Raw genomic sequence first — 25580 nt, 5'->3', positions numbered from 1 at the left:
TCCGCAACACATGCCACGCTAACCGCGATCAGAACTGGTAGCGGAAGCCCAGCTGCAGCGCCCAGCGGGAAATGCCGCGATCGTCGTAGATCGTGGACTGGTCCGGTGTATTGAAGCGGTACACGTACTTGCCGCTGGCCGCGTCGACACCGCCGTACTCAACGATGCCGCGCATGCCCGGGAAGCCATATTCGTCGACACGGCCCCACTTCTTGTTGAGCAGGTTGCCGACGTTCATGACGTCCAGCCAGATGGAGGCCTTGTTGTCCTTGAAGAAGCCAGGAATTTCCTGCTCGATATGCAGATCGAACTGGTTGATCCAGGAGTTGCGTGCGCCATTACGCTCGGCAACCTGACCACGACGGGCGGCCAGATACTCGTTGCCTTCGATGTAGTTCCAGAACGCCTGTTCTTCTGCCGCGGTACCGAACAGCACATCGCCGCGACCGGCCGGGATGTACAGCAGGTCGTTCAAGCGACCATCGCCATTGGCGTCGTTGTCGAACGCATAGCTGTACGGGCGACCGTTACGACCCTGGTAGATCAGACCGACCTTGGTCTCGTAATCGCCGAAAAACGCATGCTTCCAGTTCAAGGTACCGAGGATGCTGTTCTTGACTTCGTACGCGGCGGTCGAGGCGACATTCTCGTTAGCCTGGAACACCGCATTGTTGCCCAGCTGCGACCCGGAGGTGGAGCTGGTCAGGCCGCTGACTTCGTCGGCATCGGTGTAGGTGTAGTACAGGCCCCACGACCAGTCGCCGCCGTTGAAGGGTTTGTTCAGGCCGATGGTGAAGCTCTCGCTACCGCCCTTGTCGGTCGGACGCGCGATGATCGCATCGTTGAAGCGCGTGTCGCGCGAGCCGCGAGCGTCAACCGACGAACCGGTGCCACGCAGACATGCCGCCGGAGCACCTGTACCGGTCGGGTTGCGACCATCGGCCATCCAGCAGGCCGGATTCAGGCCCGGAGTATTCCAGTACAGATTACGACCGTCCTGACCGACACGCGTGGTGTTGCCCAGATTGAGCTGCTGGTAGTAGATCGCCTCGTTGACCTTGGTTACCACCGCCTCGGCAGATGCCACGATGCCGTACCAGGGCAGTTCGGTATCGAATGCCAGATTGGCCTTCCACACCGACGGCTGACCCAGCTTGCTGTCGACGAAGTCGACCGACTGGGTCGCGCCATTCACCGAACCATTACCGGTCGGCTGATTGTTGATGTCAGGCGTGAAGCGAATGCCGTTGGCGTTCACCAGCGCCTGGCTGGAGAAGTTGTAATCGGTATACGCCAGACCGGTGTTGGAGTACGGGTTGGAGAGCCACACGGTTGCCGCGGCACCCTGGAACAGGCCCACGCCGCCACGCAGCTGAGTGGGGCGATCGCTGTCGAAGGTGTAGTTGAAACCGAAGCGCGGCTCGAACAGGCCGTTTCCGTCGATGGTCTGGTCGTTACGGAAGCCGAACAGCGTCGATGCAGTGGCGTTGTAGGCAGGGCTGTTCTTGACCATCGGCTCGTCGTAACGCACGCCGAAGGTCAAGGTCAGATTGTTGTTGACCGCCCAAGTATCCTGCAGGAACACGCCGACATTGCGCATGCCCCAATCCGCGGCGATATCGTCGATGTTGCCGCTGTTGGAACGCGAATAGCGATAGTTCAGCGGACGATTGGCCGCATAGTCGGCAATCGAGTTGAACGTATAGGAACCGAAGACGCGCTGCCCGAACAGATTGAACAGGTCGTTGTCTTCGTAATCGAAGCCGAACTTGACGGTGTGGTCGTTCAAGAACAGCGTGCCTGCGAAGAACGCATTCCAGGTCTCGGTGCGCAGCTCGTTGGCCTGGGTGCTCTGCTCGGTGCCCAGATTGACGGTGTTGTTGCCAATACGCACGGCTACCGCAGGCAGCTGAGACGCGGCAGTGCGTACTGCCGAATAATCGCGATACGACACCTTGGCTTCAGTCGAGAAGGTATCGGTCCAGTCGCTGAACAGCTGTGCCGTATAGGTCTTGAGGCTGAAGTCACGCACGTAATGGAAGGAGTTCAGCGACAGCGCCTGATTGCCGAAGCCGTTGAGGTTGGCGGTGCTCTGCTCGCTCTCGCCGTAGCGCAGCGAGGCGCGGTGCTTGTCGGAAATGTTCCAGTCGAGCTTGAAGCCCTTCTCTTCGGAGTCCGAATCCAGGGCCGGCAGCGCCAGGGTTCCCGGATCGAACCCATAGGTGTTGCGCGAGATGTCGATGATCCGATCGACGTCCGCCTGCTGGATCTGCACGATGTTGCTTGCGCCCGACCCGATCGGGCCGTAGCCGGAAGCGCCGGTGAACACGCCCTTGCCCTTGTACTTCTCGTAGTTGGCGAAGAAGAACAGCTTGTCCTTGATGACCGGGCCGCCCAGGGTCAGACCGTAGGTGGTTTCGTTATCGAACAGCTGCGGACGGATATCGTTCTGATTCTTGCCCGACCAGTCGTTCTCACGGTAGGTGCCGTAGACCGAGCCGTGGAATTCATTGGTACCGGACTTGGTGACCGCGTTGATCACGCCGCCGGTCGCGCCGGTGATGGTGACGTCGTAATTGGCGACGTCGACGGAGATTTCGTCGATGACGTCCATCGAGAACGGCTGACGCGGGGTCGGCAAGCCGTTAGATTCCAGGCCGAAGGCGTCGTTGGTGCTGATGCCGTCCACGCGGATCAGGTTGAAGCGTGGATTCTGGCCGCCCACCGAGATCTCGTTACGTGCTTTGTCGGTCTGCGCCACGCGCGGATCCAGGCGCACATAGTCCTGCAGGTTGCGGTTGATCGAGGGCAGCGATTCGATCTGCTCGCGGGTCACGTTGGTACCGGTGCCCATCTTGTTGGCGCTGAACAGCGCCGAGCCGTAATCGCCGCCGATCGCCTGCACCGCACCCAGCGTGGTCACATCACCGCCCAGCGAAGCATCGACGTTGTTGACCTGATTGAGGTTCAGGTACACGCCCTCTTCGGTCTTGGTGCCTTCGCCCGACTTGGTGATGGTGATGGTGTACGGGCCACCCACACGCAGGCCGCGCGCGTTGTAGCGTCCGCTGGCATCGGTGGTGGCACGGCTGACCGTCCCGGACTCCACGTGCGTGATGGTGACTTCGGCGTTCGGGACGGGCTGGCCGCCACTGCCGGTCACCAGGCCGGCAACGCCAGCCGAGGTGCTTTGCGCAAACACAGGAGCGGCGGCGAGCGCGGCGACAAGGCCAAGCGTGAGCTTGGACATGCGGAGACAACGGGGGTGGGTCATTTCGGTGGCCTCGATACAGGTTGGGCAGTGACAAAAAGCGCAGTCAGCCCAACCGTTCCCGGGGTTGGGCTGCCGATGATCTGGGGTCCCTCGCCGCGCGGCTGGTTGCTGCCGCAACGGTTAACAACAGATTAACACGCTAAAGCCTGATTGTGACGGCGGCGTGACAAACTTCGCGCACTGCAACATGAACTGCACTTGCGGCGTCCGACAGGCAAGGCTGCGCAAGGTCGCAGCGGTAACGCGATACGCGTCTCGACTTCGGAGCGTTTCCCGGGATGGGCCTGGGCAAGAGTCCCCTGTGTGTCCCAGATGCGCAGACCTCCCGGCCAGGAAATCGTCCCGATTGTGACAAGTTGCGCCGACCTGAGGCGATAATTTATCGCGTGCGTAGAGTTCGCATCGCAAGGCCAGGATCCGCCGGACGCATCGGCAGGCGTAGAAGCCTTCTCGCCCAGCGACTGCTGGTTGGGTTGGGCTACGCGCCATTGCCCCGCCAGACCGGCTCGCCATCGAGACGCGCGCGGCGCACAAGGCATGGATGGCGATTACTTCAAGCCAGGCGCCTCGCCATCCACAGCGCACTTACCCCCTCCTCAGCGCGCCGCATCCAGCCTGGCGATGCCCTGCTCCGGCGCCTTAGATCGATACCGGCAACTTGAAATACGTCCCCAGGCCATCCAGAAACATCTGCACCGAGATCGCCACCAGCAACATGCCCATCAGGCGTTCGACCGCGGTGAGTGCGCGGTGACCCAGCAGCTTGTACAGCAGCGGTGCGGAGGCCAGGATCGACGAGGCGCCGATCCAGGCGATCATCAGCGCCAGGCTCCAGTCCCACAGCCGGGTGGGCTCGTTGCTGCCCATCAGCATCACCGCCGCCATGCCCGAGGGGCCGGCCACCAGCGGGATGGCCAGCGGCACGATGAAGGGCTCTCCATCGGGAATCTCGCCCATCAGGCCTTCCGGCCGCGGGAAGATCATGCGGATACCGATCAGGAACAGCACGATGCCGCCGGCGATCGCCACCGACTCCTGGCGCAGGTGCATCAGCTCCAGCGCGTACTTGCCACCCCACAGGAAGGCCATCAGCACGCACAGGGCGATCAGCAGTTCGCGCGCCAGCACGAAGCGTTGTCGCTTGGGCGGCAGCGGCTTGAGCACGCTGAGGAACACCGGGATGTTGCCCAGCGGGTCGAGGATCAGGAACAGCAGCAGGGCTGCCGACAGAATGGTCATACCGAAGGGCTCCAGATCGCACCGCGGTGCGGAGCACCTGCCATGGACAACAAGGTGACGCAGGCAGCGGCATAGCGCGCGGGGTCGGCTGCGTCGGCGTCTTCCTGGTGGGTGAAGGCACGCGCACGCAGGGCGGTGCGCATGGGGCCCGGCTGCAGGCCGTGGAGACGCACCGGGCCAGCGGCGGTTTCGTGATGCAGGCTGGCGAGCAGACCACGCTGCGCATGCTGGGCGGCGCCATAGGCGCCCCAATAGGCCTGGCCGACGCGCGCCGGGTCGTCCACGACCAAGACCACCGCCGCGTCGTGCTGCTGACGCAGCAGCGGCAGGCAGGCCTGCGTGAGCCAGGCGCGCGCGGTGAGGTTGACATGGATGCTGCGGGCGAAGGCATCGGGCGCCGCCAGCTCGGCCGGCGTCAGCCCGGCGAAGTCGGCTGCGCAATGCAGCACGCCGGACACCCCTCCCAGCTCGGCCTGCAGGCGCTGCGCGAGCGCGGCATAGTCGTCCGGCGTGGCGCCGACCAGGTCCAGCGGATACAGCAAGGGCTCGACGCCCAGCGCGGCGACCGTGTCGTACACGCGTTCGAGCGGGCGCAGCTTGCGCCCCAGCAGCACCACCGTGGCACCGGCCTGTGCGCACGCCCGCGCTGCGGCGCTGCCCAGCCCGCCGGCCGCTCCGGTGATCAGCACCACGCGCCCGGTCAGGCCGGCCGAAGCGGCGGACTGCGCTGCACTCACGGCTGGTAGGCCTCGCTGACGATGCGCTTGAGTTCGCCGGCTTCGAACAGTTCCAACGTGATGTCGCAGCCTCCGATCAACTCGCCGTGGATGAACAACTGCGGGAAGGTGGGCCAGTTGGAATAGCGCGGCAGGTTGGCGCGTATTTCCGGCTCTTCCAGTACGTTGACCGTGCGCAGCTGGTCGGCGCCGGCGGCCACCAGGGCCTGCACCGCGCGACTGGAAAAACCGCACATCGGGTATTGCGGGGTGCCCTTCATGAACAGCACGATCGGGTGCTGCTCGACTTCGGCCTGGATCCGTTCCATCACCGGCATTGAACTCTCCTGACTGGGAGCGGCAGGCCCGACCGCCGGGTCGGATAGACTTCCGCAAAGGCGCGCATTGTAAGCCTTCACGCGACCTGCCGCCGGACTCCCTTCGCTGCCCTGCACACCATGCCGATCGAACACCTTGCCCTGCCCTACTCCCGCGCGGCCCTGGAGCCGCATCTATCGGCCGCGACGCTGCAAGCCCACCATGATGTGTGCCACCGCAGCGAGGTCGAGCAACTCAACGCCCGTATCGAAGGCAGCGAGTTCGCCGAGCTGACCCTGGACGAGATCATCGGGCAGGCGCAGGGCAGCCTGTTCCATCTTGCAGCACAGGTGTGGAACCACAATTTCTATTGGCAATGCCTGCGCCCGCGCGGCGGTGGCGAACCGCTGGGCAGGCTGGCCGAGCGCATCGGCAAATCGTTCGGCGATTTCGCGCATTTCAAGCAGGAATTCAACCGCGTGGCGCTAGGCACCTTCGGCTCGGGCTGGGTCTGGCTGGTGCAACGCCCGGACGGCACCCTGGCCATCGTTGCCACGCCCAACGCGTCAACCCCACTGACCGGCCCGGACACGCCGCTGCTCGCCTGCGACATCTGGGAGCATGCGTATTACCTGGATTACCAGCAGGACCGCGCGCAGTACCTGGACGCGTTCTGGAAGCTGATCAACTGGGATTTCGTGGCCAGCCGATTGGGTTGAGCTGAGCTGACCATCGAAGCGGCAACCGAACCGGTTCCCGCGTGCGGCGCAGCCCACGCGCCTCAGCAGCGCACACCCTCGCCTGCGAGCCATCCCCGACACCGCTTGGCTGGTGCGCCGCCGCGCAGGCGGCAGCGCGATCACTCAACCTTCCTGCAGACGCCCGACAACCGGCGCGACCTGCGCAGTGCGCTGCAATGCCTTGCCCGCCTGCGCCAATGCAGCCGCCAGCGCCTGCGGCGTATCCGCACGCACGGTGGCATGCCCCACCTTGCGACCTTCGCGCGCCTGCTTGCCGTAGTCGTGCCAGTGGCCACCCGGCACGGCCAGGAACGCGCCAGCCTCGGGCATGCTGCCCAGCCAGTTCAGCATGCAGGCATGCCCTCGCATCGCCGTGCTGCCCAATGGCAGGCCAAGCACCGCACGCAGGTGATTTTCGAACTGCGAAGTCTCGGCACCCTCGATCGTCCAGTGGCCGGAGTTGTGCACGCGCGGGGCGATCTCGTTGGCAAGCAGTTCGCCATCGCGCACGAACAGCTCCAGCGCGAACACGCCCACGTAGTCCAGCGCCTGGGCGATTGCGCGCGCATGCGTTTCGGCCAGCGCCTGCATGGCCGCATCCACCCTGGCCGGTGCCAGGCTCGCCGACAGCACGCCATCCACATGCCAGTTCTCGGTCAGCGGCCAGGCGCGGAATTCGCCGTCGCGACCACGCACCGCCACCACGCTGACTTCGCGCTGGAACGGCACGAACGCTTCAAGAATCAGCCCCACCGTCTGCGCCTGCGCGCCGAGCGCGTCCCAGGCGGCATCGGCATCGGCAAGCGTCCTGATGCGGTACTGGCCTTTGCCGTCGTAGCCGAAGCGGCGGGTCTTGAGCACGCAGGGCGCACCAATATGCGCCAGCGCGGCATCCAGGCCGGCACGATCGTCGATTGCAGCGAACTCCGGCACCGGGATGCCGAGCTCGCGAAACAGGGTCTTTTCGCTGAGCCGGTCCTGCGCGACCGCCAACGCCTGCGGTCGCGGAAACACCGGCAGCTGCGCGGCCAGATGCTGCGCGCTGGCCGCCGGTACGTTCTCGAAATCGAAGGTGATCACCTCCGCCTGCGCGGCGAAGGCCGCAAGCACTGCGGTATCGTCGAACCCACCAACCTGCAGGGGCGCCAGCTGTCCTGCGCAGGCATCGGCGGCCGGGTCGAACACCGCAACGCGCAGGCCCAGCGGCGCACCGGCCAGCACCAGCATGCGCGCCAGCTGGCCGCCGCCCAGAATGCCGACCGTAGTCATTGGCGCGGGTCGTCGCTGGCCATGACATCGTCGGTCTGTTTGGCTCGGAACTGCGCCAGCGCCTGACCGATCTGCGCCTGCTCGGGCGCCAGCATGGCTGCCGCGAACAAGGCCGCGTTTGCGGCGCCGGCGTTGCCGATCGCAAACGTCGCCACCGGGATGCCGGCCGGCATCTGCACGATCGACAGCAGCGAATCCATGCCGTTGAGCGCCTTGGACTGCACCGGCACGCCCAGTACCGGCACCGCGGTCTTGGCCGCCAGCATGCCCGGCAGGTGCGCCGCGCCGCCGGCGCCGGCAATGATCGCGCGCAGGCCGCGCTCGCCCGCTTGCTCGGCGTAGGTGAACAGCACATCCGGCGTGCGGTGCGCCGAGACCACCTTGACTTCGTAGGGCACGCCCAGCGCATCGAGCTTCTGAGCCGCGTGTTGCATGGTCTCCCAGTCCGAACGGGAGCCCATCACGATGCCGACCAGCGGCGCGGAGTGGTTGGAGGTCATGGCCCTGCCCTGCGGTAAAGACGTATTCTAGCCAATCTCCACGCAAGACAAGACTTCGATGGATCGCAAACTGCTCGACCTGCTGTGCTCGCCCGACACCCGCCAGCCGCTTTCGCTGCTGGATGGCAAGGGGCTGGACGCACTCAACACCGCCATCGCAGGCGGAACCCTGCAGCGCGCCGATGGCAGCGCGCAGTCGCAGCCGCTGCGCGAGGCGTTGATCACCCACGACCGCAAGCAGATCTTCCGCGTCGACGACGGCATTCCGGTGCTGCTGGCCGAAGAAGCCATCGCCACCGCGCAGATCGCCGACTTCCCCGAAAAGTGAGTTCGCCCGTGCGTACCAGCGCGCCAGAGGCGCCCCCGGCGGCCGTGGTCGACGCCGATGTGGCGCGCGCGCTGGCCGAGGATATCGGCAGCGGCGACGTCACCGCCGCGTTATTGCCCGACCAGGCCGACAGCGCCTATCTGCTGTGCAAGCAGGAGGCGGTGATCGCCGGCCGCCCCTGGTTCGATGCCACCCACCGCGCGCTCGATCCGCAGGTGCGCATCGACTGGCACGTCCACGAAGGCCAGCGCGTGAGCGCCGGCACCGTGCTGGCCATCCTGCAGGGCCACAGCCGCAGCCTGGTCAGCGCCGAGCGCACCTCGCTGAATTTCCTGCAGACGCTTTCGGCCACCGCCACCACGACCGCAGCCTATGTTGCCGCAGTGGCCGGCACTGGCACGCGCATCCTGGATACGCGCAAGACCCTGCCGGGCCTGCGCGCGGCGCAGAAGTACGCGGTGCGTTGCGGCGGCGGTGACAATCACCGCATCGGCCTGTTCGACACGGTGATGCTGAAGGAAAACCACATCCACGCCGCCGGCTCGCTGAGCGCGGCGGTGCACGCGGCACGTGCGCAACAGCCGCAGTTGCCGCTGGTGGTGGAAGTGGAAACGCTGGAGCAGCTGCGCGAAGCCTTGCAGGTGGGCTGCACGCGCATCCTCATCGACGATTTCGATCCGGCGATGCGGCGCGCTGCCGTGCAGTTGGTGGCTGCGCTACCGCACCAACAGCGCATTCCGCTGGAAGTCTCCGGCAGCGTGGATCTGGCCGGCATCCGCGCCATCGCGCAAGACGGTGTGGACTGCATTTCCATCGGCGGGTTGACCAAGCACGTGCAGGCGGTGGATCTGTCGCTCAAGCTCGGACCGCCGCCGCACTGATTTCACGCCTGCACGCCGGCCGCTCTGGCAGCCTGCCACGATTGATTGCGTGCGGGATGTTCGATGACTGCAAGACCTTGGCCGTGGATCTGTCTGTTGCTTGCCGGATGGGGCAGCGCCGCTACTGCTGCCGAAGTGTGCGATGTGCCACCACGCTTCGGCACCAGCCCGGCAGCCATCGCCATCGTGCGCAGCGCCTGTAACGAACATCGTCTGTGGCAGCGTCCGTTTATCGATGCCAAGGGCCGGCTGGCCAGCCTGGGTGTGACCGAAGCCGAATCCGGTTATCTGGCCGACCACGGCGTGGTGGCCTGGCAGCGCGTTGCAGGTTACTGGCGCGACAGCGGCACGCTCGACTCGATGGGCGGGCGCCCGGGTGCCTCCAGTTGCGCCGCACTGGACGGCACGCGTTACACCGCCAGCGACTGCCGCGCGTTCCTGATCGACAACCCATGGTCGGCCGCCTTCATCTCCTGGGTGATGACGCAAGCCGGGCTGAGCGGCTTCCATCGTTCGGCGCGTCATCTGGACTACATCCGCAGCGCCTACAACGACGGCGCCACCGGCCCCTATCGGTTCACCGACCCGACCGTGGAAAAACCTGCGCCCGGCGACATGCTGTGCCTGCTGCGCGGGCGCAGCGTGGCGCTCGGCCACGCGGGCCTGAAAGCCGCACTGGGCGGCAGCGCACCGATGCCGTGGCAATCGCATTGCGATGTGGTGATCGCCGCAAACGTGGGCGGCGATCGCACCCTGTATCTGATCGGCGGCAACGTGTTCAACACGGTGATGATGCGCAAGATGCCGCTGGACCGCGCTGGCCGCATCGTCCTGCCGACGCCGCAGTCGGACAGCAACCAGGATCAGAACGAGGACAGCCTGGGCATTGCCAGCGAATGCACGCCGGCCAAGGAAGAGCTGTGCGATTTCAACCGACGCGACTGGGCGGCCTTGCTGAAGCTCAGGCCGGATGCGGCCATGATGGCGCCCACGCCAATCGAGGCGGTGCCCACACCGCCTGCATCGCCGAGGGAACAGGCAATGCCGCCAGGTTTTCCGCGTGTCGTGCCAGCGCGCCCGGAGGCACAGCCGGCACCGACGCCACCGTCTCAATGACAGGCGAGAGCCACGTCCCGGGTGAGGGTGTGGCATGGCTGGGTCGGCGGCGAATCCACCGGTGACTCGGCAGACCTTGCAGGGCGCATGGTGGGTATTGAGCACGCTCGATGCCGATGCGCCCTCATCCGGCGCTGCGCGCCACCTTCTCCCATGCATGGGAGAAGGGACAAGCTCCCGGTTGCGGCGATGACAGGTGGCCGGCGCGCACGTTGCGCCGCCTGATCGCATGCGCCTTTCTTGCCTGACATCCGGTTTGCTGTTGCTGTTTGCTGTTTGCTGTTTGCTGTTTGCTGTTTGCTGTTTGCTGTTTGCTGTTTGCTGTTTGCTGTTTGCAAAAATCATCGGCAAAAAAAAGCGGGCCGAAGCCCGCTTTTTTTAGTGCACTGCAGTGGCGATTACTCGGCCGACGCCTGCACGCCCTCGCCTTCTTCCACTGCCTTGATCGACAGGCGGATGCGGCCCTGCTTGTCCACTTCCAGCACCTTGACGCGGACCACGTCGCCTTCCTTCAGCTTGTCGCCGACCTTCTCCACGCGCTCGCTGGAGATCTGCGAAACGTGCACCAGGCCGTCCTTGCCCGGCAGGATGGTGACGAATGCGCCGAAGTCCATGATCTTGGCGACCTTGCCTTCGTAGATGCGGCCCGGCTCCACGTCCGAGGTGATCTGCTCGATGCGCGACTTCGCCGCCTGCGCAGCGATCGCATTGACCGAGGCGATGATGATGGTGCCATCGTCCTGGATATCGATCTGGGTGCCGGTTTCCTTGGTGATCGCCTGGATGGTCGAGCCGCCCTTGCCGATCACTTCGCGGATCTTGTCCGGGTGGATCTTGATGGTCAGCAGACGCGGCGCGTAGTCGCTCAGCTCCTGACGCGGCGTGGTCAGCGCCTTGGACATCTCGCCCAGGATGTGCAGACGGCCGGCCTTGGCCTGCTGCAACGCCTGCTTCATGATCTCTTCGGTGATGCCTTCGATCTTGATGTCCATCTGCAGCGCGGACACGCCTTCGGCAGTACCGGCCACCTTGAAGTCCATGTCGCCCAGGTGATCTTCGTCACCCAGGATGTCCGACAGCACCACGAAGCGGTAGTCTTCCTTCACCAGACCCATGGCGATACCCGCCACCGGCGCCTTGACCGGCACGCCGGCGTCCATCAGCGCCAGCGAGGAGCCGCACACCGAAGCCATCGACGAAGAACCGTTGGATTCGGTGATTTCCGAGACCACGCGAATGGTGTACGGGAATTCTTCCAGGCTCGGCATCACCGCCAGTACGCCGCGCTTGGCCAGACGGCCGTGGCCGATCTCGCGACGCTTCGGCGCACCGAAACGGCCACACTCGCCCACCGAGTACGGAGGGAAGTTGTAGTGGAACAGGAAGTTTTCCTTGTACTCGCCGCTGACCGCATCGATCACCTGGCCGTCGCGGGCGGTGCCCAGCGTGGTGACCACGATCGCCTGCGTCTCGCCGCGGGTGAACAGCGCCGAGCCATGAGTACGCGGCAGCACGCCAGCCTGCACCGAGATCGGGCGCACGGTGTCCAGTGCACGGCCGTCGATACGCACCTTGGTGTCCAGCACCGAGTCGCGCATGGTGCGGTATTCCAGCTCGCCGAATTCCTTCGACAGCTCGGCGGCGTTCCAGCCTTCGGAAGCAACGCGGCCGGCCAGCGACTCCAGCACGTCCTTCTTGATCGCCGAGATGGCGTCGCGACGCTGCAGCTTGTCGCGCACCTGGAAGGCGCCAGCCAGCTGGGTGCCGACCGCTTCCTTCAGCGCGTTGATCAGCGCGGTGTTCTTGGCCGGGGCCACCCAGGTGCTGGGCTTGGTGCCGGCTTCGACGGTCAGCTCGTTGATCGCGTTGATGACCTTCTGCATCTCGCGATGCCCAAAGGTGACTGCGCCCAGCATCACTTCTTCGGACAGCAGCGCCGCTTCGGATTCCACCATCAGCACCGCATTGGCGGTACCGGCGACCACCAGCTCCAGCTGCGAATCCTTCAGGTCGGTGACGGTGGGGTTGAGAATGTATTCGCCGTTCTTGTAGCCCACCTTGGCGGCGCCGATCGGGCCGTTGAAGGGGGTACCGGCCAGCGACAACGCCGCCGATGCGCCGATCAGCGCGGCGATATCGCCGTCGATGTCCGGGTTCATCGACATCACGGTCGCGATGATCTGTACTTCGTTCTTGTAGTCCTCCGGGAACAGCGGACGGATCGGACGGTCGATCAGGCGCGAGATCAACGTCTCCTTCTCGGTCGCACGTCCTTCGCGCTTGAAGAAGCCGCCCGGGATGCGGCCGCCGGCATAGAACTTCTCCTGATAATCGACCGTCAGGGGGAAGAAGTCCTGCCCTTCGCGCGCGGTCTTTGCGGCGACGGCGGTGACCAGCAGTACGGTGTCGTCCATCTTGACGATGACGGCACCGCTCGCCTGGCGAGCGACTTCGCCCGTCTCCAGGGTGACGGTGTGCTTGCCGTACTGGAAGGTTTTGGTGATTTTTGCCACGGAGGTTTTTTCCTTAGGTGTAACTGTCTGCGTTGGACCGTCGTCGACCCATGCCGAGAACGGGCGGCCGGGAGGCTCCGGCCCTTGAAACTAACGGTGCAATGACATCTTGCGAAAGGCCAAAACAAAACCGCGGCGCATCGCTGCGCCGCGGCGGTAGGACTCGATCAGCGGCGCAGGCCGAGCTTCTCGATCAACGACTTGTAACGCTCGTTGTCCTTCTTCTTCAGGTAGTCGAGCAGGCTGCGGCGACGATTGACCATCTGCAGCAGACCACGACGGCTGTGGTGATCCTTCTTGTGGGTCTTGAAGTGACCGGTCAGCAGCTCGATGCGCGCGGTCAGCAGCGCGACCTGCACTTCCGGCGAACCGGTGTCCTGGGCGCTGCGCTTGTTGTCTTCAATAACTTTCTGGGTGTCGACGGACATGATGTGTTCTCGATAGATGCGTGGTCGACAGGAACGTGCATGACGCACCGCCGGACTCGCCGTTTGCTAGGAATGTGCGCGCTTGGCGCTGAGGTGCCCCGATCGGGGCCGCGAAATTGTACCGTTGCACAGCGCGGGGAACAAGTTGACTAAACCTTAACAACCCGGATCCTGGTTCAGTCCGTTGAACAAGCGCTGCGGCGACAGCCGCCCCTGCTCGTCCACCAGGCCTAGCCCCGAGGGCGTTCCGTCCGGACCGAACACGGCGACCTGGCCGACCGGAAAGGCCTCGTCTCGCAGGCGCTGGCCCATCCGGAACCGGGTTGCGTGGACGTGGTCCAGGGTGATCTGCGCAAAATCGGCCAGCCCGGCCTCGATCGGGAGCAGCAACCGTTCTGCCGGCGTACCGGCCTCCAGCGCAGCGGCCAGGGCCTCCAGCGTCATCATCTGCGGTGTGCGGAAGGGCTCCACCCACAACCGTCGCAACGAGGCGATATGGGCGCCGCAGCCCAGCGCCTCGCCCAGATCGCGGGCAAGGCTGCGGATGTAGGTGCCCGAGCCACAGGTCACCCGCAACTGCAGGCGCGGCGCCTGGTAGCCGATCAACTCGATGGCATGCACATCGACCTCGCGCACCGGCGCCTCGATCGCTTCACCGCGGCGCGCCTTGGCATACAACGGCTCGCCGCCCTGCTTGAGTGCCGAGTAGATCGGCGCCTGTTGCCGGATGCGGCCAGTCAATGGCAGCAGGGCAGCACGCAGTTGCGCCTGACTCAATTCCGGCACTACGCGTTCGCGCAACGGTTGGCCGTCGGCATCGTCGGTGTCGGTGGTCACGCCCAGCACCACCTCGGCGTCGTAGGCCTTGGCCGCGCCGAGCAACAGTCCGGCGATCTTGGTGGCCTCGCCGAAGCACAGCGGCAGCAAACCGGTGGCCAGCGGATCCAGGCTGCCGGTGTGGCCGCCCTTCTCTGACCGCAATAGCCGGCGCGCGGCCTGCAGGGCGTTGTTGGAGCTGAGCCCGGCCGGCTTGTCCAGCAACAGGATGCCGTGCAACGGGCGATAGACGATGCGGGGTTTCAAAGGATCGGTGCTCGAATCAGCGCATGACGCGCCTGCGAAAAATCAGGACCGCCGCGTGGGCGGCCCATGCGACGCCGCGCTCAGCGCTGGTCGGCGTCGTCGTCGCTGGGCGCGGCGTCGGGGCCGACATCGTCCAGGTCACGCAACAGGTTGTCGATGCGTTCGCCACGGTCGACCGAGTCGTCGTAGTGGAAATGCAGCTCGGGCACGTGACGCAGCTTCATCGCGCGCGCCAGTTGCGTGCGCAGCTGCCCGGCGATTTCCTTCAGCCCCTTGACCGCTTCGGCCGAGCGTTCCTGCTGCAACGCAGTGACGAACACCTTGGCGTGCGCCAGGTCGCGGCTGATTTCGACATCGGACACGCTGACCGACGGCAGGCCGTGGTCGCGTACTGCCGCATGCACGATCGTGCCGAGGTCGCGACGCACCTGCGCGGAGACCCGGTCGGTGCGATGGAATGATTTGGTTGGCATGGCCTGGAACCTTTTGGTTCGGGACCGGGGACCGGAGACCGGGGACCCGGAAGAGCAAGAGCCTTCGCTTTCGCTTCTCCCGGGCCCCCGGTCCCGGGTCCCCGGTCCCGTCTTCGTTACAGCGTGCGCGCCACTTCGATACGCTCGAAGCACTCGATCTGGTCGCCGGCCTTGACGTCGTTGTAGGCCTTCACGCCGATACCGCACTCGGTACCGTTGCGCACTTCCTCGACGTTTTCCTTGAAGCGGCGCAGCGATTCCAGCTCGCCTTCGAACACCACGACGCTGTCGCGGAGCACGCGGATCGGCTTGCTGCGCTTGACCACGCCTTCGACCACCATGCAGCCTGCGACCGCGCCGAACTTGGAGCTGCGGAACACATCGCGCACCTGTGCGATACCGATGATCTCTTCGCGGATCTCCACGCCGAGCAAGCCGGACGCCACCTGCTTCACCTGGTCGATCACGTCATAGATGATCGAGAAGTAGCGCAGATCGATGCCGTTGGATTCGACGATCTTGCGTGCCGACGCATCGGCGCGCACGTTGAAGCCGATCACCGTGGCCTTGGAGGCCGCAGCCGAGTTGGCGTCCGATTCGGTGATGCCGCCCACGCCGGAGTGGATCACGTTGATGCGGATGTCGTCGTTGGACAAGGCCACCAGCGACTGCTTCAACGCCTCCACCGAGCCCTGCACGTCGGCCTTGATCACCAGGTTCAACACCTGCTGACCTTCGCCCTTGCCCATCTGGGCCAGGATGTCTTCCATGCGGTTGGTGGCCGAGGCGACCAGACGCGATTCGCGGCGCTTGGTTTCGCGCTGCTGCGCCACGTCCTTGGCCAGACGCTCGTCGTCCACCACCACGAAGTCGTCGCCGGCTTCCGGCACCCCGGACAGGCCGAGCACCTGCACCGGAATCGACGGACCGGCCGATGCCGGCTGGTGGCCGGTTTCGTCGAACAGCGCACGCACGCGGCCATATTGGATGCCGCACACCAGGTAATCGCCACGCTTCAGCGCGCCCTGCTGCACCAGCACCGTGGCAACCGGGCCGCGGCCCTTGTCCAGCGAGGATTCGATGACGGTACCGCTGGCGCGGCCTTCGGCCACCGCCTTGAGTTCCAGCACTTCGGCCTGCAACGAGATCGCGTCCAGCAGCGTATCCACGCCGGTACCGAGCTTGGCCGACACTTCGATGAACTGTGTGTCGCCGCCGAATTCTTCGGCCACCACGTTTTCGGCCAGCAATTCGTTCTTGACCCGCAGCGGATCGGCGCCGGTCTTGTCGATCTTGTTCACCGCCACGATCAGCGGAACACCCGCCGCCCTGGCGTGCGCCACCGCTTCCTTGGTCTGCGGCATGACGCCGTCATCGGCGGCAACCACCAGCACCACGATGTCGGTGATCTTGGCGCCACGGGCACGCATCGAGGTAAACGCGGCATGGCCGGGCGTATCCAGGAAGCTGATGACGCCACGGCCGGTTTCGACGTGGTACGCACCAATGTGCTGGGTGATGCCGCCGGCTTCGCCGGAGGCGATCTTGGTGCGACGGATGTAATCCAGCAGCGAGGTCTTGCCGTGATCGACGTGACCCATGATGGTCACCACCGGCGGACGCGGCGTGGCATCGCCCTGCGCGTCTTCGGCGTGCGCCAGCAGCGCATCCTCGAAGTCGGCATTGTCGGCGCGCACGGCCTTGTGGCCGAGTTCTTCGGTCACCAATGCAGCAGTATCGTGATCGATGGTCTGGGTGATGGTCGCCATGACGCCCATCTTGAACAGCGCCTTGACCACGTCGCCGCCCTTGAGCGCGAGCTTCTGCGCCAGATCGGCCACGGTGATGGTCTCGCCGATCGCCACTTCACGCACCACCGGCGCGGTGGGGCGCTCGAACCCGTGCGGACCGCTGTTGGCCTGGTTGCCACCACGACCACCGTCGTTGCCACGACGCGACGACGACGAACCCGGGCGACCGGTCGGCTTGCCGCGCACGTTGGAACGGCGCGCACGGTCGGCTGCCGACAGATGCAGCTGGCCAGCGAAACGCTTGGTCGCATCGTCGTCTTCGACGCCGGCCACCATGACGTGCGAACCGCGCGTCTTGTGCTTGGCCGCGTTGTTGCGATCGTCCGGACGTGCCGGCGTGGCCGGACGCGAAGCCGGCGACGCACCTGTAGGGCGAGCCGGACGCGGAGCGGAAGACGGTGACGACGGCGCACGTGCGGCAGGCGCCGCAGACGGTGTCGGCGCGGCAGCCACCGGGGCCGGCGCGCTGGCAGCCGCAGCGGCTTCCTCGGCAGCCTTGCGCTCGGCTTCTGCGCGGTCCTTTGCGGCCTGTTCCTCGTCACGCTTGCGCTGGATCGCTTCATCGCGCACACGGTCGCTTTCGGCCAGGCGCTGTTGCTCGTCGAGGTTGCGCTTACGCGATTCCTCGAGCTTGCGCAGAATGTCGGCGCGCTCTTCGTCCGGCGTCATCGGCGCTGCGCGGCCGCTGCCTTCGTTCTCGGATTTCACGTAGGTGCGCTTCTGCCGCACTTCCACGTTGACCGTGGTCTTGGTGCGGCCGGCGTTGACCGTGACTTCCTGCAGCTTGCGCCGGTTGAGCGTGATCTTCTTGGCTGCTTCGCTCGCCGCTTCGGCCGGCGTGTCGGCCTTGCCATGCGTGCGGCGCAGGAAGCCAAGCAGTTTCATCTTCTCGGTGCTGGTCACGACCTGGTCGGGACCGCTGAACTTCATTCCGGCCTCGGCCAGTTGAACCAGCAGTTTATCGACCGGCGTATTGACCAGTTCGGCAAGCTTGCGGATGGTGGTTTGCTGCGACATTCGGATCCTATGATCTGGTTGGCGCCCCCTCGCCCAGAGCAAGGGATACGCTGATTCTAAGCCCTGATGGGGTCAGGGCGCGGTTCATTGCCGGCTCATTCGCCGCGCTCCAAACGGGCGATCTCCTCGGCGCGGGCCGCCAGGATCAGCGCCGCGGCGCGCTCCTGGGTCATGCCCTCGATGCCGAAGTCGACGATCTCGTCCGCGGCCAGGTCGGACAGGTCCTCGCTGGTACGCACGCCGTGCTCGGCCAGAGCAAAGGCCGTCTCCTCGTCCATCCCCTCCAGCGCCAGCAGGTCCTCGGTGGGCTGAGTTCCTTCCAGGCCTTCTTCCTCGGCCAGCGCGGCGTTGAGCAACGCATCGCGGGCACGGGCACGCAGTTCCTCGACGATGTCCTCGTCGAAGCCTTCCACCGCCAGCAGTTCGCCGACCGGCACGTAGGCGATTTCTTCGACCGTGTTGAAGCCTTCGGACACCAGGATGGCCGAGATTTCCTCGTCCACTTCCAGGCGGTCCATGAACAGCTGGCGCGCCGATGCCTGTTCAGCCTCGGACTTGGCGGCCACTTGGTCGGCGGTCATCACGTTGAGCTGCCAGCCGGTCAGGCGACTGGCCAGGCGCACGTTCTGGCCACCCTTGCCGATCGCCTGGGCCAGGCGGTCCTCGGCCACGGCCAGGTCCATCGAATGCTTCTCTTCGTCGACAATGATCGACTGCACTTCGGCAGGCGCCATCGCATTGATCACGAAGTTGGCCGGGTTCTCGTTCCACAACACGATGTCCACGCGCTCGCCGTTGAGCTCGTTGGACACCGCCTGCACGCGCGAACCGCGCATGCCGATGCAGGCGCCGATCGGATCGGTGCGGGTGTCGTGCGCAATCACCGCGATCTTGGCGCGATCGCCCGGATCGCGTGCGCAGGCCTTGATCTCGACCAGGCCCTGCCCCACTTCCGGCACTTCCAGCTTGAACAGCTCGATCATGAATTCAGGTGCGGCGCGGCTGATGAACAGCTGCGGTCCACGCGGCTCGGAGCGCACTTCGGCCAGGTAGCCGCGCACGCGGTCGCCGGGGCGCAGCACGTCGCGCGGAATGCCCTTGTCCTTCGGGATGAAGGCTTCGGCGTTACCGCCGAGATCGACAAAGATGTTGCCGCGCTCGGCGCGCTTGACCACACCGGTGATCAGCTCGCCGACACGATCCTTCCACGCATCGACCACCTGCTGGCGCTCGGCCTCGCGCACGCGCTGCACGATCACCTGCTTGGCGGCCTGGGCGGCGATACGGCCGAAATCCGGGTTTTCGATCTGCTCTTCGATGTAGTCGCCCACTTCCACGCCGTCGGCTTCGTCGACGGCATCCATCAGGCGCACCTGGCGGTCAGGCGACTCCATCACGACATCGTCGGCTACCACTTCCCAACGGCGGAAGGTCTCGTAGTTACCGTCCTTGTGATCGATGGTCACGCGCGTCAGCACGTCCTGGTCGGGATAGCGCTTCTTCGCTGCGGACGCCAGTGCGGCCTCGATCGCATCGAAGATCACTTCGCGCGGCACGCCCTTCTCGTTGGCCACCGCATCCACTACCAGCAAAAGTTCCTTGCTCATTTCGTCACTCCGCGCGCGGCTTGCCGGCCGCCGACTCGTTGGATGGTTTCTTCTTGTCGTGCCCGGGTTTTTTCGGGCCGGGCTTATTCGGTTTTTGCGGTGCCAGACCCAGCGCGACCCAATCCGGCACGATGCGCGCCTTGTCGATGTTGTCGAAGCCGATCTGCACGTCCTTGCCGTCGATGGCGAACACCACCGCATCGGCGGCGGGCTCGATCCGCACGATCTGGCCCTGGAAGCGGCGCCGACCATCCTGCGCCAGCTTCAACACGATCTTGGCCGACTCGCCTGCATGGCGGCCGAACTGCTCGAGGGTGAACAGGGGACGATCGACACCCGGCGAGGACACTTCCAGGGTGTAGTTGCCGCTGATAGGGTCTTCGACATCGAGCTGGGCAGACACTTCCCGGCTCACGCGCTCGCAGTCGTCGACGTTGATCACGCGCTCGGGCTGTTCGGCCAGCGGCACATCGATGTACAGACGCAATGTCGCGCCACCCGGAGCGGGAAGATATTCCACGCCCAGCAGTTCCAAGCCCAGGGACTCAACCGTTGGACTCAGCAGATTGGCGATTTCGGTCGCTTTTTCGCTCACAGACTGCCCTGATCAGATGATTGCCAGTAATACCCCGGCAACCGGCAGCAAACTTTCCGGTTCCGGAAAAAACAAGGGGCCCGATGGGCCCCTTGCGTGAAAAAAGCCCGACCTCTCAGGGTCGGCGCAAGGACGGGAACATGCGTCCTTACGATCCAAGACATTGAATCACTGCGGTAAAGCAACAATTCGAAACTTGGTAGCGGGGGCAGGATTTGAACCTGCGACCTTCGGGTTATGAGCCCGACGAGCTGCCAGACTGCTCCACCCCGCAGCAGAAGCGGAATTATGAAGAACTTGAGCGGCAATTGCAAGCCCTAGTTTTTCATCTGTTGGACACCGTGGCGGCTGTTCAACGTCGCGGCACATGATAACCGCAATGCAACAAAAACGAAACACTCATCACGACATCGATTCAGTGCGCCATACATCGGCCAAGCACGACGCGCATGGCCGGATGCGCACGCAAGACGCTATGCGAGGCCTGCGAATGCGCGCTGGCACCACACCATGATCGGGTTCCATGCCACGCCCAGTGCAAGCAAGGCCAGCGCATTGACGCCCAGCACGGTGCCCAGCACGCGGTCGTTGTTGGCCGGCAGCGGCTCGCCGACCGGCTCATCGAAGTACATGACCTTGATGACGCGCAGATAGTAGTAGGCGCCGATCACTGCACAGATCACACCGACCAGGGCCAGCCACAACATGTCGCCCCGCACCGCGGCGCCGAGCACGGCCAGCTTGGTCCAGAAGCCGAGGAACGGCGGGATGCCTGCCAGCGACGCCATGATGCACAGCACCAGGCCGGCCATCCACGGGTTACGCGCGTTGAGGCCCTTGAAGTCGTCGATGTTCTCGGCTTCGAAGCCGTTGCGCGACAGCGCAATGATGGCGCCGAACGAGGCAGTCGACATGATGGTGTAGCTCACCGCATAGAACATCGCGGCCGAATAGCCCTCTTCCCCGCCGCCGGCAACACCCATCAGCAGGAAGCCGATGTGGGAAACGGTGGAATAGGCCAGCATGCGCTTGAGGTTGCTCTGCGCAATGGCCATCAGGTTGCCGATCACCAGCGACACCGCCGACAGACCGCCGATCAACAGGTGCCATTGCGGCGACAACGGGCCCATGCCCACTTCCAGAAGGCGATACGCCATCCCGAACGCGGCCAGCTTGGGCGCCGAGCTGATGAACAGCGCGATCGGCGCAGGTGCGCCCTGGTAGACGTCGGGCAGCCACATATGGAACGGCGCGGCGCCCAGCTTGAAGGCCACGCCGGCAATCATGAAGATGGTGCCGGTCAGCAACAGGGTACGCTCGCCCGAGCCTTCGATGGCGTCGCGGATGCCGGCCAGGCTCAAGGTGCCGGTGGCACCGTAGACCAGCGACATGCCGTACAGCAGCAGGCCCGAGGCCAGCGAACCCAGCACGAAATACTTCATCGCCGCTTCGGTGGCCAGCCCGTTGTCGCGGTTGGACGCGACCAGCGCATACGAACACAGCGCCAGCAACTCCAGACCCAGATACACCATCAGCAGGCTGCCGGCCGAGGCCAGCAGCATCATGCCGGCAGTGGCGAACAGCACCAGCACCGGGATTTCGCCCTGATAGAGATTGCGTTCACGCAGGTAGCTCCAGCCGTACACCAGGCTCAGGCCACCGACGAGCACGATCACGGTCTTCATCACGTCGGCGGCGGTATCGCGCACGAACATGCCACTGAAGATCTCGCCCTGCCCGCCCGTACCGGTCGCCAGCAGTACGAGCACCACGGCCAGGACGGCAACGGAGAACAGGTGGGTCCAGACCTTGTTCCGCTGGCTCACGAACAGGTCGAGCATCAGCAGGGCGAAGGCGCCGCCGATCAACACCAGCTCCGGTACGAGCGGAGCCAGGTCAGCGGTGGTCAACGGCGCGAGCGTTGGCGTGGTCATCATCAAATCCTGGAAATCAAAACGGACGGCAAGCCGTTAAAGCTTGGTCGCAGCAATCTGGGTCGCCAGCTTGGCGATCGATGGTTCCATCAGATCGGTCAGCGGCTTCGGATACACGCCCAGGGCCAGCACGCCAGCGGCGAACACCCCCAGCACGAAGGCCTCGCGACCGTTGATGTCCTTCAACTCGGCCACGTGCGCATTGGCCACTTCACCGAAGAACACGCGCTTGTACAGCCACAACGTATAGGCGGCGGTGATCACCAGCGTGGTGGCGGCGGCAAGGGCCACCAGCGGGTGTTTCTGGAAGCTGGCCAGGATCACCATAAACTCGCCGACGAAACCGCTGGTACCAGGCAGGCCGGCATTGGCCATGAAGAACAGCATGGCGAAGGTGGCGAACCACGGCATCACGTTGACCACGCCGCCATAATCGGCGATGCGGCGGGTATGCATGCGGTCGTACAGCACACCAATGCAGGAGAACATCGCGCCGGAGACGAAGCCGTGCGAGATCATCTGCACCATCGCACCCTGCAGGCCCAGGCGGGCAGCGTCTGTGCTGCCGTACTCGCGCACCAGGGTGAAGGCGATGAAGGTGCCGAGAGTGACGAAACCCATGTGTGCGATGGACGAATAGGCCACCAGTTTCTTCATGTCGTCCTGGACCAACGCCACCAGGCCGACGTAGATCACCGCGATCAGCGAGAGCGTAATGACCAGCCAGGCAAACTCATGACTGGCATCCGGCACGATCGGCAGATTGAAGCGCAGGAAGCCGTAGCCACCGATCTTCAGCGCGATCGCTGCCAGGATCACCGAGCCGGCGGTCGGCGCTTCCACGTGCGCATCCGGCAGCCAGGTGTGCACCGGGAACATCGGCACCTTGACCGCGAAGGCGATCAGGAACGCGAAGAAGATCCAGGTCTGTTCCTTGGCGGTCAGCTGCAGCGCATACAGGTCGGCCAGCTGGAAGCTGCCACCCTTCAGGTACAGGTAGACCAGGCCGACCAGCATCAGCACCGAGCCGAGGAAGGTGTACAGGAAGAACTTCATCGCCGCGTAGATACGCCGCGGGCCGCCCCAGACGCCGATGATCAGGAACATCGGGATCAGCATGGCTTCGAAGAACACGTAGAACAGCATCGCGTCGGTGGCAGCGAAGATACCGACGGTGACGCCCTCCAGGATCAGGAACGCAGCCACGTACTGATTGACGCGCTTGTCGATCGAGCGCCAGGCGCCGATCAATGCCAGTACCGTCACCAGCGTGGTCAGCACGATCAACGCGACCGCAATGCCGTCCACGCCCAGGTTGTAGCCGATGTTGTAGGCCGGGATCCAGGCATGCAGCTCGACGAACTGCAGGGCGTCGTTGGCCGTGTCGTAGCCCAGCAGCGGCAGGCTGAGCACGAAGGTCGCCACCGCCACCGCCAGCGCTGCCCAGCGGGCAGTCTCGGCGTTGCGCAACGCAAGGATCAGGGCGCCACCGATAATCGGCAGCCAGATCAAGATAGACAGTAAAGGCCAGTTCGACACGTTTTCTTATTCCGTACAGGTCAACGCCAGAAATGCATCAGTACCGCCAACAAGGCGATCAAACCGATGATCATTGCGAAGGCGTAGTGATAGAGGAAACCGGATTGCGTGCGACGCAGCACATTTGCAGCCAGGTCGATCAGTCGGGCAGAACCATTGACGACCGCACCGTCGACCACATGGGTATCGACCGCACGTGACGCCTTGCCAAGGACAACGCCGCCACCGGCGAAGCCATTGATCCAGAGCTTGTCGAAGCCGTACTTGTTCTCCAGCAGCCACACGAGCGGTGCGAACGCCTTGCGCGACCTGGTGGCCAATTCCGGCTTCCACAGGTAGAACAGCGCCGCCAGCAACAGCCCGGCAACGGTCAGGAAGAACGGCGCCGCCGTCATGCCGTGCAGTGCGAAGGCCACCGGGCCGTGGAATTCCTCGGCCAGGGCGCCAACGGTATCGCGCGCCGGGTCGTAGAAATCGACGATGCCGGTGAAGAACGAGACTGCCTGGCCCTGGATCGCATGCGCCGCGTGATGCCCCTGCCAATCGGTGCCGAACAACATCGGGCCGATGGTAAAGAAGCCGATCGCGATGGACGGGATCGCCAGCAGGATCAACGGCAGCGTGACCACCCACTTGGACTCGTGCGGCTCGTGCGCACCGTGGTGGCCATGGCCGTGGTCATCGTGGCTATGCGTCACGTGGGCATGCGCGTCATGTGCATGACTGTCGTGCGCGTGCACCTGAGCCTCGGCATCCGCATGCGCGCTGTCGTGGTGGGCATGGGCGTCGTGCGCATGCGCATCACGGAAACGTTCCTTGCCGTGGAAGGTCAGGAACAGCAGGCGGAAGCTGTAGAAGCTGGTCACCAGCACGCCGCCGAGCACCGCCCAGTAGCCATAGGTCGCGACCCAGCTATGCGACTCATGCGCGTGGTGCGCAGCTGCCTCGATGATGGTGTCCTTGGAGTAGAAGCCGGAGAAGAACGGCGTACCGACCAGGGCCAGGGTACCGATCACGCTGGTCCAGTAGGTCACCTTCATGTACTTGCGCAGGCCACCCATCTTGCGCATGTCCTGCTCGTGGTGCATGCCGATGATGACCGAGCCGGCCGCCAGGAACAGCAGCGCCTTGAAGAAGGCGTGGGTCATCAGATGGAACACGGCTGCCGAATAGGCCGACACACCCAGCGCCACGGTCATGTAGCCGAGCTGCGACAGCGTCGAATATGCGACCACGCGCTTGATGTCGTTCTGCACGATGCCGATCAGGCCGGTGAAGAAGGCCGTGGTCGCACCGATGAACAGGATGAAGTTCAGCGCGGTCTCCGACAGCTCGAACAGCGGCGACATGCGCGCCACCATGAAGATGCCGGCGGTGACCATGGTTGCGGCGTGGATCAGTGCCGAGATCGGGGTCGGGCCTTCCATCGAGTCGGGCAGCCACACGTGCAACGGCACCTGCGCCGACTTGCCCATCGCACCGATGAACAGGCAGATGCAGATCAGCGTCATCACGCTCCATTCGTGGCCGGCGAACAGCTGCACCTTGGCACCGGCCATGGTGGTGGCGTTGGCGAACACGGTGGAGTAATCCAGCGAGCCAAACCACAGCAGCACACCGGCGATACCCAGGATGAAGCCGAAGTCGCCGACGCGGTTGACCAGGAACGCCTTCATGTTGGCGAACACCGCGGTCGGACGCTTGAACCAGAAACCGATCAACAGGTAGGACACCAGACCCACCGCTTCCCAGCCGAAGAACAGCTGCAGGAAGTTGTTGCTCATCACCAGCGTGAGCATGGAGAAGGTGAACAACGAGATATAGCTGAAGAAGCGCTGGTAGCCCGGGTCTTCTTCCATGTAGCCGATGGTGTAGATGTGCACCAGCAGCGACACGAAGGTCACCACCACCATCATCATCGCGGTCAGGCGATCGACCATGAAACCGACGTGTGCGGAATAGTTGCCGACGTCGAAGAAGGTATACAGGTTCTGGTTGAACGGGCTGGCGCCCTGCTCCACCAGTTGGTACAGCGTCAGGCACGACAACACGCAGCTGACCGCCACACCGAGGATGGTGACGTACTGTGCGCCCCTGCGCCCCACCTGACGACCGAACAGGCCGGCGATGATGCTACCGACCAGCGGTGCGAGCACCACTGCAATCAGCAGACTCTTGGAGAGAGTGATTTCCATCTAC

At 64.5% G+C, this 25580-nt stretch carries 20 protein-coding genes and 1 tRNA gene; 4 read left to right on the top strand and 17 right to left on the bottom strand.

What is annotated here, in order from left to right:
- Positions 1 to 28 precede the first annotated feature (28 nt).
- The 4 genes from ACCQ05_RS08415 to grxD all read right to left on the bottom strand — a co-directional run bounded on the left by ACCQ05_RS08415 (position 29) and on the right by grxD (position 5567).
- Complete coding sequence (locus ACCQ05_RS08415; protein WP_372393498.1) at positions 29 to 3274, bottom strand: TonB-dependent receptor; 3246 nt, start codon at positions 3272 to 3274, stop codon at positions 29 to 31.
- Positions 3275 to 3913: 639 nt separating this feature from the next.
- On the bottom strand, positions 3914 to 4513 hold the full coding sequence (locus ACCQ05_RS08410) for a YhgN family NAAT transporter (protein WP_039407493.1): 600 nt from the start codon (positions 4511 to 4513) through the stop codon (positions 3914 to 3916).
- On the bottom strand, positions 4510 to 5250 hold the full coding sequence (locus ACCQ05_RS08405) for an SDR family NAD(P)-dependent oxidoreductase (protein WP_372393497.1): 741 nt from the start codon (positions 5248 to 5250) through the stop codon (positions 4510 to 4512). The genes ACCQ05_RS08410 and ACCQ05_RS08405 overlap by 4 nt, the downstream gene beginning before the upstream one ends.
- Entirely contained in the window at positions 5247 to 5567 is a 321-nt protein-coding gene (gene grxD, locus ACCQ05_RS08400; protein WP_104542540.1) for a Grx4 family monothiol glutaredoxin, read from the bottom strand. Before grxD ends, ACCQ05_RS08405 begins: the two co-directional genes overlap by 4 nt.
- 120 nt (positions 5568 to 5687) lie before the next feature.
- On the opposite strand from grxD, the gene ACCQ05_RS08395 reads away from it, so the two are divergent.
- Entirely contained in the window at positions 5688 to 6266 is a 579-nt protein-coding gene (locus ACCQ05_RS08395; protein ID WP_104542542.1) for a superoxide dismutase, read from the top strand.
- A gap of 144 nt (positions 6267 to 6410) precedes the next feature.
- Here the strand turns inward: ACCQ05_RS08395 and ACCQ05_RS08390 are convergent, their stop codons facing one another.
- Together ACCQ05_RS08390 and purE are read right to left on the bottom strand one after the other, a co-directional pair.
- Entirely contained in the window at positions 6411 to 7556 is a 1146-nt protein-coding gene (locus ACCQ05_RS08390) for a 5-(carboxyamino)imidazole ribonucleotide synthase (protein ID WP_372393496.1), read from the bottom strand.
- A complete protein-coding gene (gene purE, locus ACCQ05_RS08385; RefSeq protein WP_101361418.1) occupies positions 7553 to 8056 on the bottom strand; it encodes a 5-(carboxyamino)imidazole ribonucleotide mutase in 504 nt (167 codons plus the stop codon). Before purE ends, ACCQ05_RS08390 begins: the two co-directional genes overlap by 4 nt.
- Positions 8057 to 8114: 58 nt before the next feature.
- Between purE and ACCQ05_RS08380 the strand changes: the two genes are divergently transcribed.
- The 3 genes from ACCQ05_RS08380 (at position 8115) to ACCQ05_RS08370 (ending at position 10381) form a co-directional block, all read left to right on the top strand.
- Complete coding sequence (locus ACCQ05_RS08380; RefSeq protein WP_372393495.1) at positions 8115 to 8384, top strand: Trm112 family protein; 270 nt, start codon at positions 8115 to 8117, stop codon at positions 8382 to 8384.
- An 8-nt stretch (positions 8385 to 8392) separates the two neighbouring features.
- Complete coding sequence (gene nadC, locus ACCQ05_RS08375) at positions 8393 to 9265, top strand: carboxylating nicotinate-nucleotide diphosphorylase (protein ID WP_372393494.1); 873 nt, start codon at positions 8393 to 8395, stop codon at positions 9263 to 9265.
- Positions 9266 to 9328: 63 nt separating this feature from the next.
- The gene (locus ACCQ05_RS08370) at positions 9329 to 10381 is read left to right on the top strand and encodes a DUF2272 domain-containing protein (RefSeq protein ID WP_372393493.1); all 1053 of its coding nucleotides are present in this window, start codon (positions 9329 to 9331) and stop codon (positions 10379 to 10381) included.
- Between the two features lie 398 nt (positions 10382 to 10779).
- Here the strand turns inward: ACCQ05_RS08370 and pnp are convergent, their stop codons facing one another.
- The 11 genes from pnp to nuoL all read right to left on the bottom strand — a co-directional run bounded on the left by pnp (position 10780) and on the right by nuoL (position 25576).
- Complete coding sequence (pnp, locus tag ACCQ05_RS08365) at positions 10780 to 12894, bottom strand: polyribonucleotide nucleotidyltransferase (protein WP_372393492.1); 2115 nt, start codon at positions 12892 to 12894, stop codon at positions 10780 to 10782.
- A gap of 167 nt (positions 12895 to 13061) precedes the next feature.
- Positions 13062 to 13322: a 30S ribosomal protein S15 gene (gene rpsO / locus ACCQ05_RS08360; protein ID WP_003485583.1), complete on the bottom strand. Its 261-nt coding sequence runs from the start codon at positions 13320 to 13322 to the stop codon at positions 13062 to 13064.
- A gap of 156 nt (positions 13323 to 13478) precedes the next feature.
- Positions 13479 to 14405 carry a tRNA pseudouridine(55) synthase TruB gene (gene truB, locus ACCQ05_RS08355; RefSeq protein ID WP_372393491.1) on the bottom strand — a complete coding sequence of 309 codons (927 nt, stop codon included), beginning with the start codon at positions 14403 to 14405 and terminating at the stop codon, positions 13479 to 13481.
- 80 nt (positions 14406 to 14485) lie between these two features.
- On the bottom strand, positions 14486 to 14878 hold the full coding sequence (gene rbfA, locus ACCQ05_RS08350) for a 30S ribosome-binding factor RbfA (RefSeq protein WP_372393490.1): 393 nt from the start codon (positions 14876 to 14878) through the stop codon (positions 14486 to 14488).
- A gap of 116 nt (positions 14879 to 14994) precedes the next feature.
- The gene (infB, locus tag ACCQ05_RS08345; RefSeq protein WP_167394674.1) at positions 14995 to 17706 is read right to left on the bottom strand and encodes a translation initiation factor IF-2; all 2712 of its coding nucleotides are present in this window, start codon (positions 17704 to 17706) and stop codon (positions 14995 to 14997) included.
- Between the two features lie 95 nt (positions 17707 to 17801).
- On the bottom strand, positions 17802 to 19313 hold the full coding sequence (nusA, locus tag ACCQ05_RS08340; protein ID WP_104542558.1) for a transcription termination factor NusA: 1512 nt from the start codon (positions 19311 to 19313) through the stop codon (positions 17802 to 17804).
- A 4-nt stretch (positions 19314 to 19317) separates the two neighbouring features.
- The gene (gene rimP, locus ACCQ05_RS08335; RefSeq protein WP_228963462.1) at positions 19318 to 19908 is read right to left on the bottom strand and encodes a ribosome maturation factor RimP; all 591 of its coding nucleotides are present in this window, start codon (positions 19906 to 19908) and stop codon (positions 19318 to 19320) included.
- A gap of 197 nt (positions 19909 to 20105) precedes the next feature.
- A tRNA-Met gene (locus ACCQ05_RS08330) sits at positions 20106 to 20182 on the bottom strand.
- A gap of 199 nt (positions 20183 to 20381) precedes the next feature.
- A complete protein-coding gene (nuoN, locus tag ACCQ05_RS08325; protein ID WP_372393489.1) occupies positions 20382 to 21842 on the bottom strand; it encodes an NADH-quinone oxidoreductase subunit NuoN in 1461 nt (486 codons plus the stop codon).
- A 36-nt stretch (positions 21843 to 21878) separates the two neighbouring features.
- On the bottom strand, positions 21879 to 23381 hold the full coding sequence (locus tag ACCQ05_RS08320) for an NADH-quinone oxidoreductase subunit M (protein ID WP_372393488.1): 1503 nt from the start codon (positions 23379 to 23381) through the stop codon (positions 21879 to 21881).
- Positions 23382 to 23401: 20 nt separating this feature from the next.
- Positions 23402 to 25576, bottom strand: coding sequence for an NADH-quinone oxidoreductase subunit L (nuoL, locus tag ACCQ05_RS08315; RefSeq protein WP_372393487.1), 2175 nt, complete (start codon positions 25574 to 25576; stop codon positions 23402 to 23404).
- Between the last annotated feature and the right edge of the window lie 4 nt (positions 25577 to 25580).

This window comes from Xanthomonas sp. NCPPB 3582 (assembly GCF_041475735.2).
Taxonomy (GTDB): Bacteria; Pseudomonadota; Gammaproteobacteria; order Xanthomonadales; family Xanthomonadaceae; genus Xanthomonas; species Xanthomonas codiaei.
Note: the sequence above shows the minus strand (reverse complement) of the source record. Positions and strands in the feature narration are given on the sequence as shown.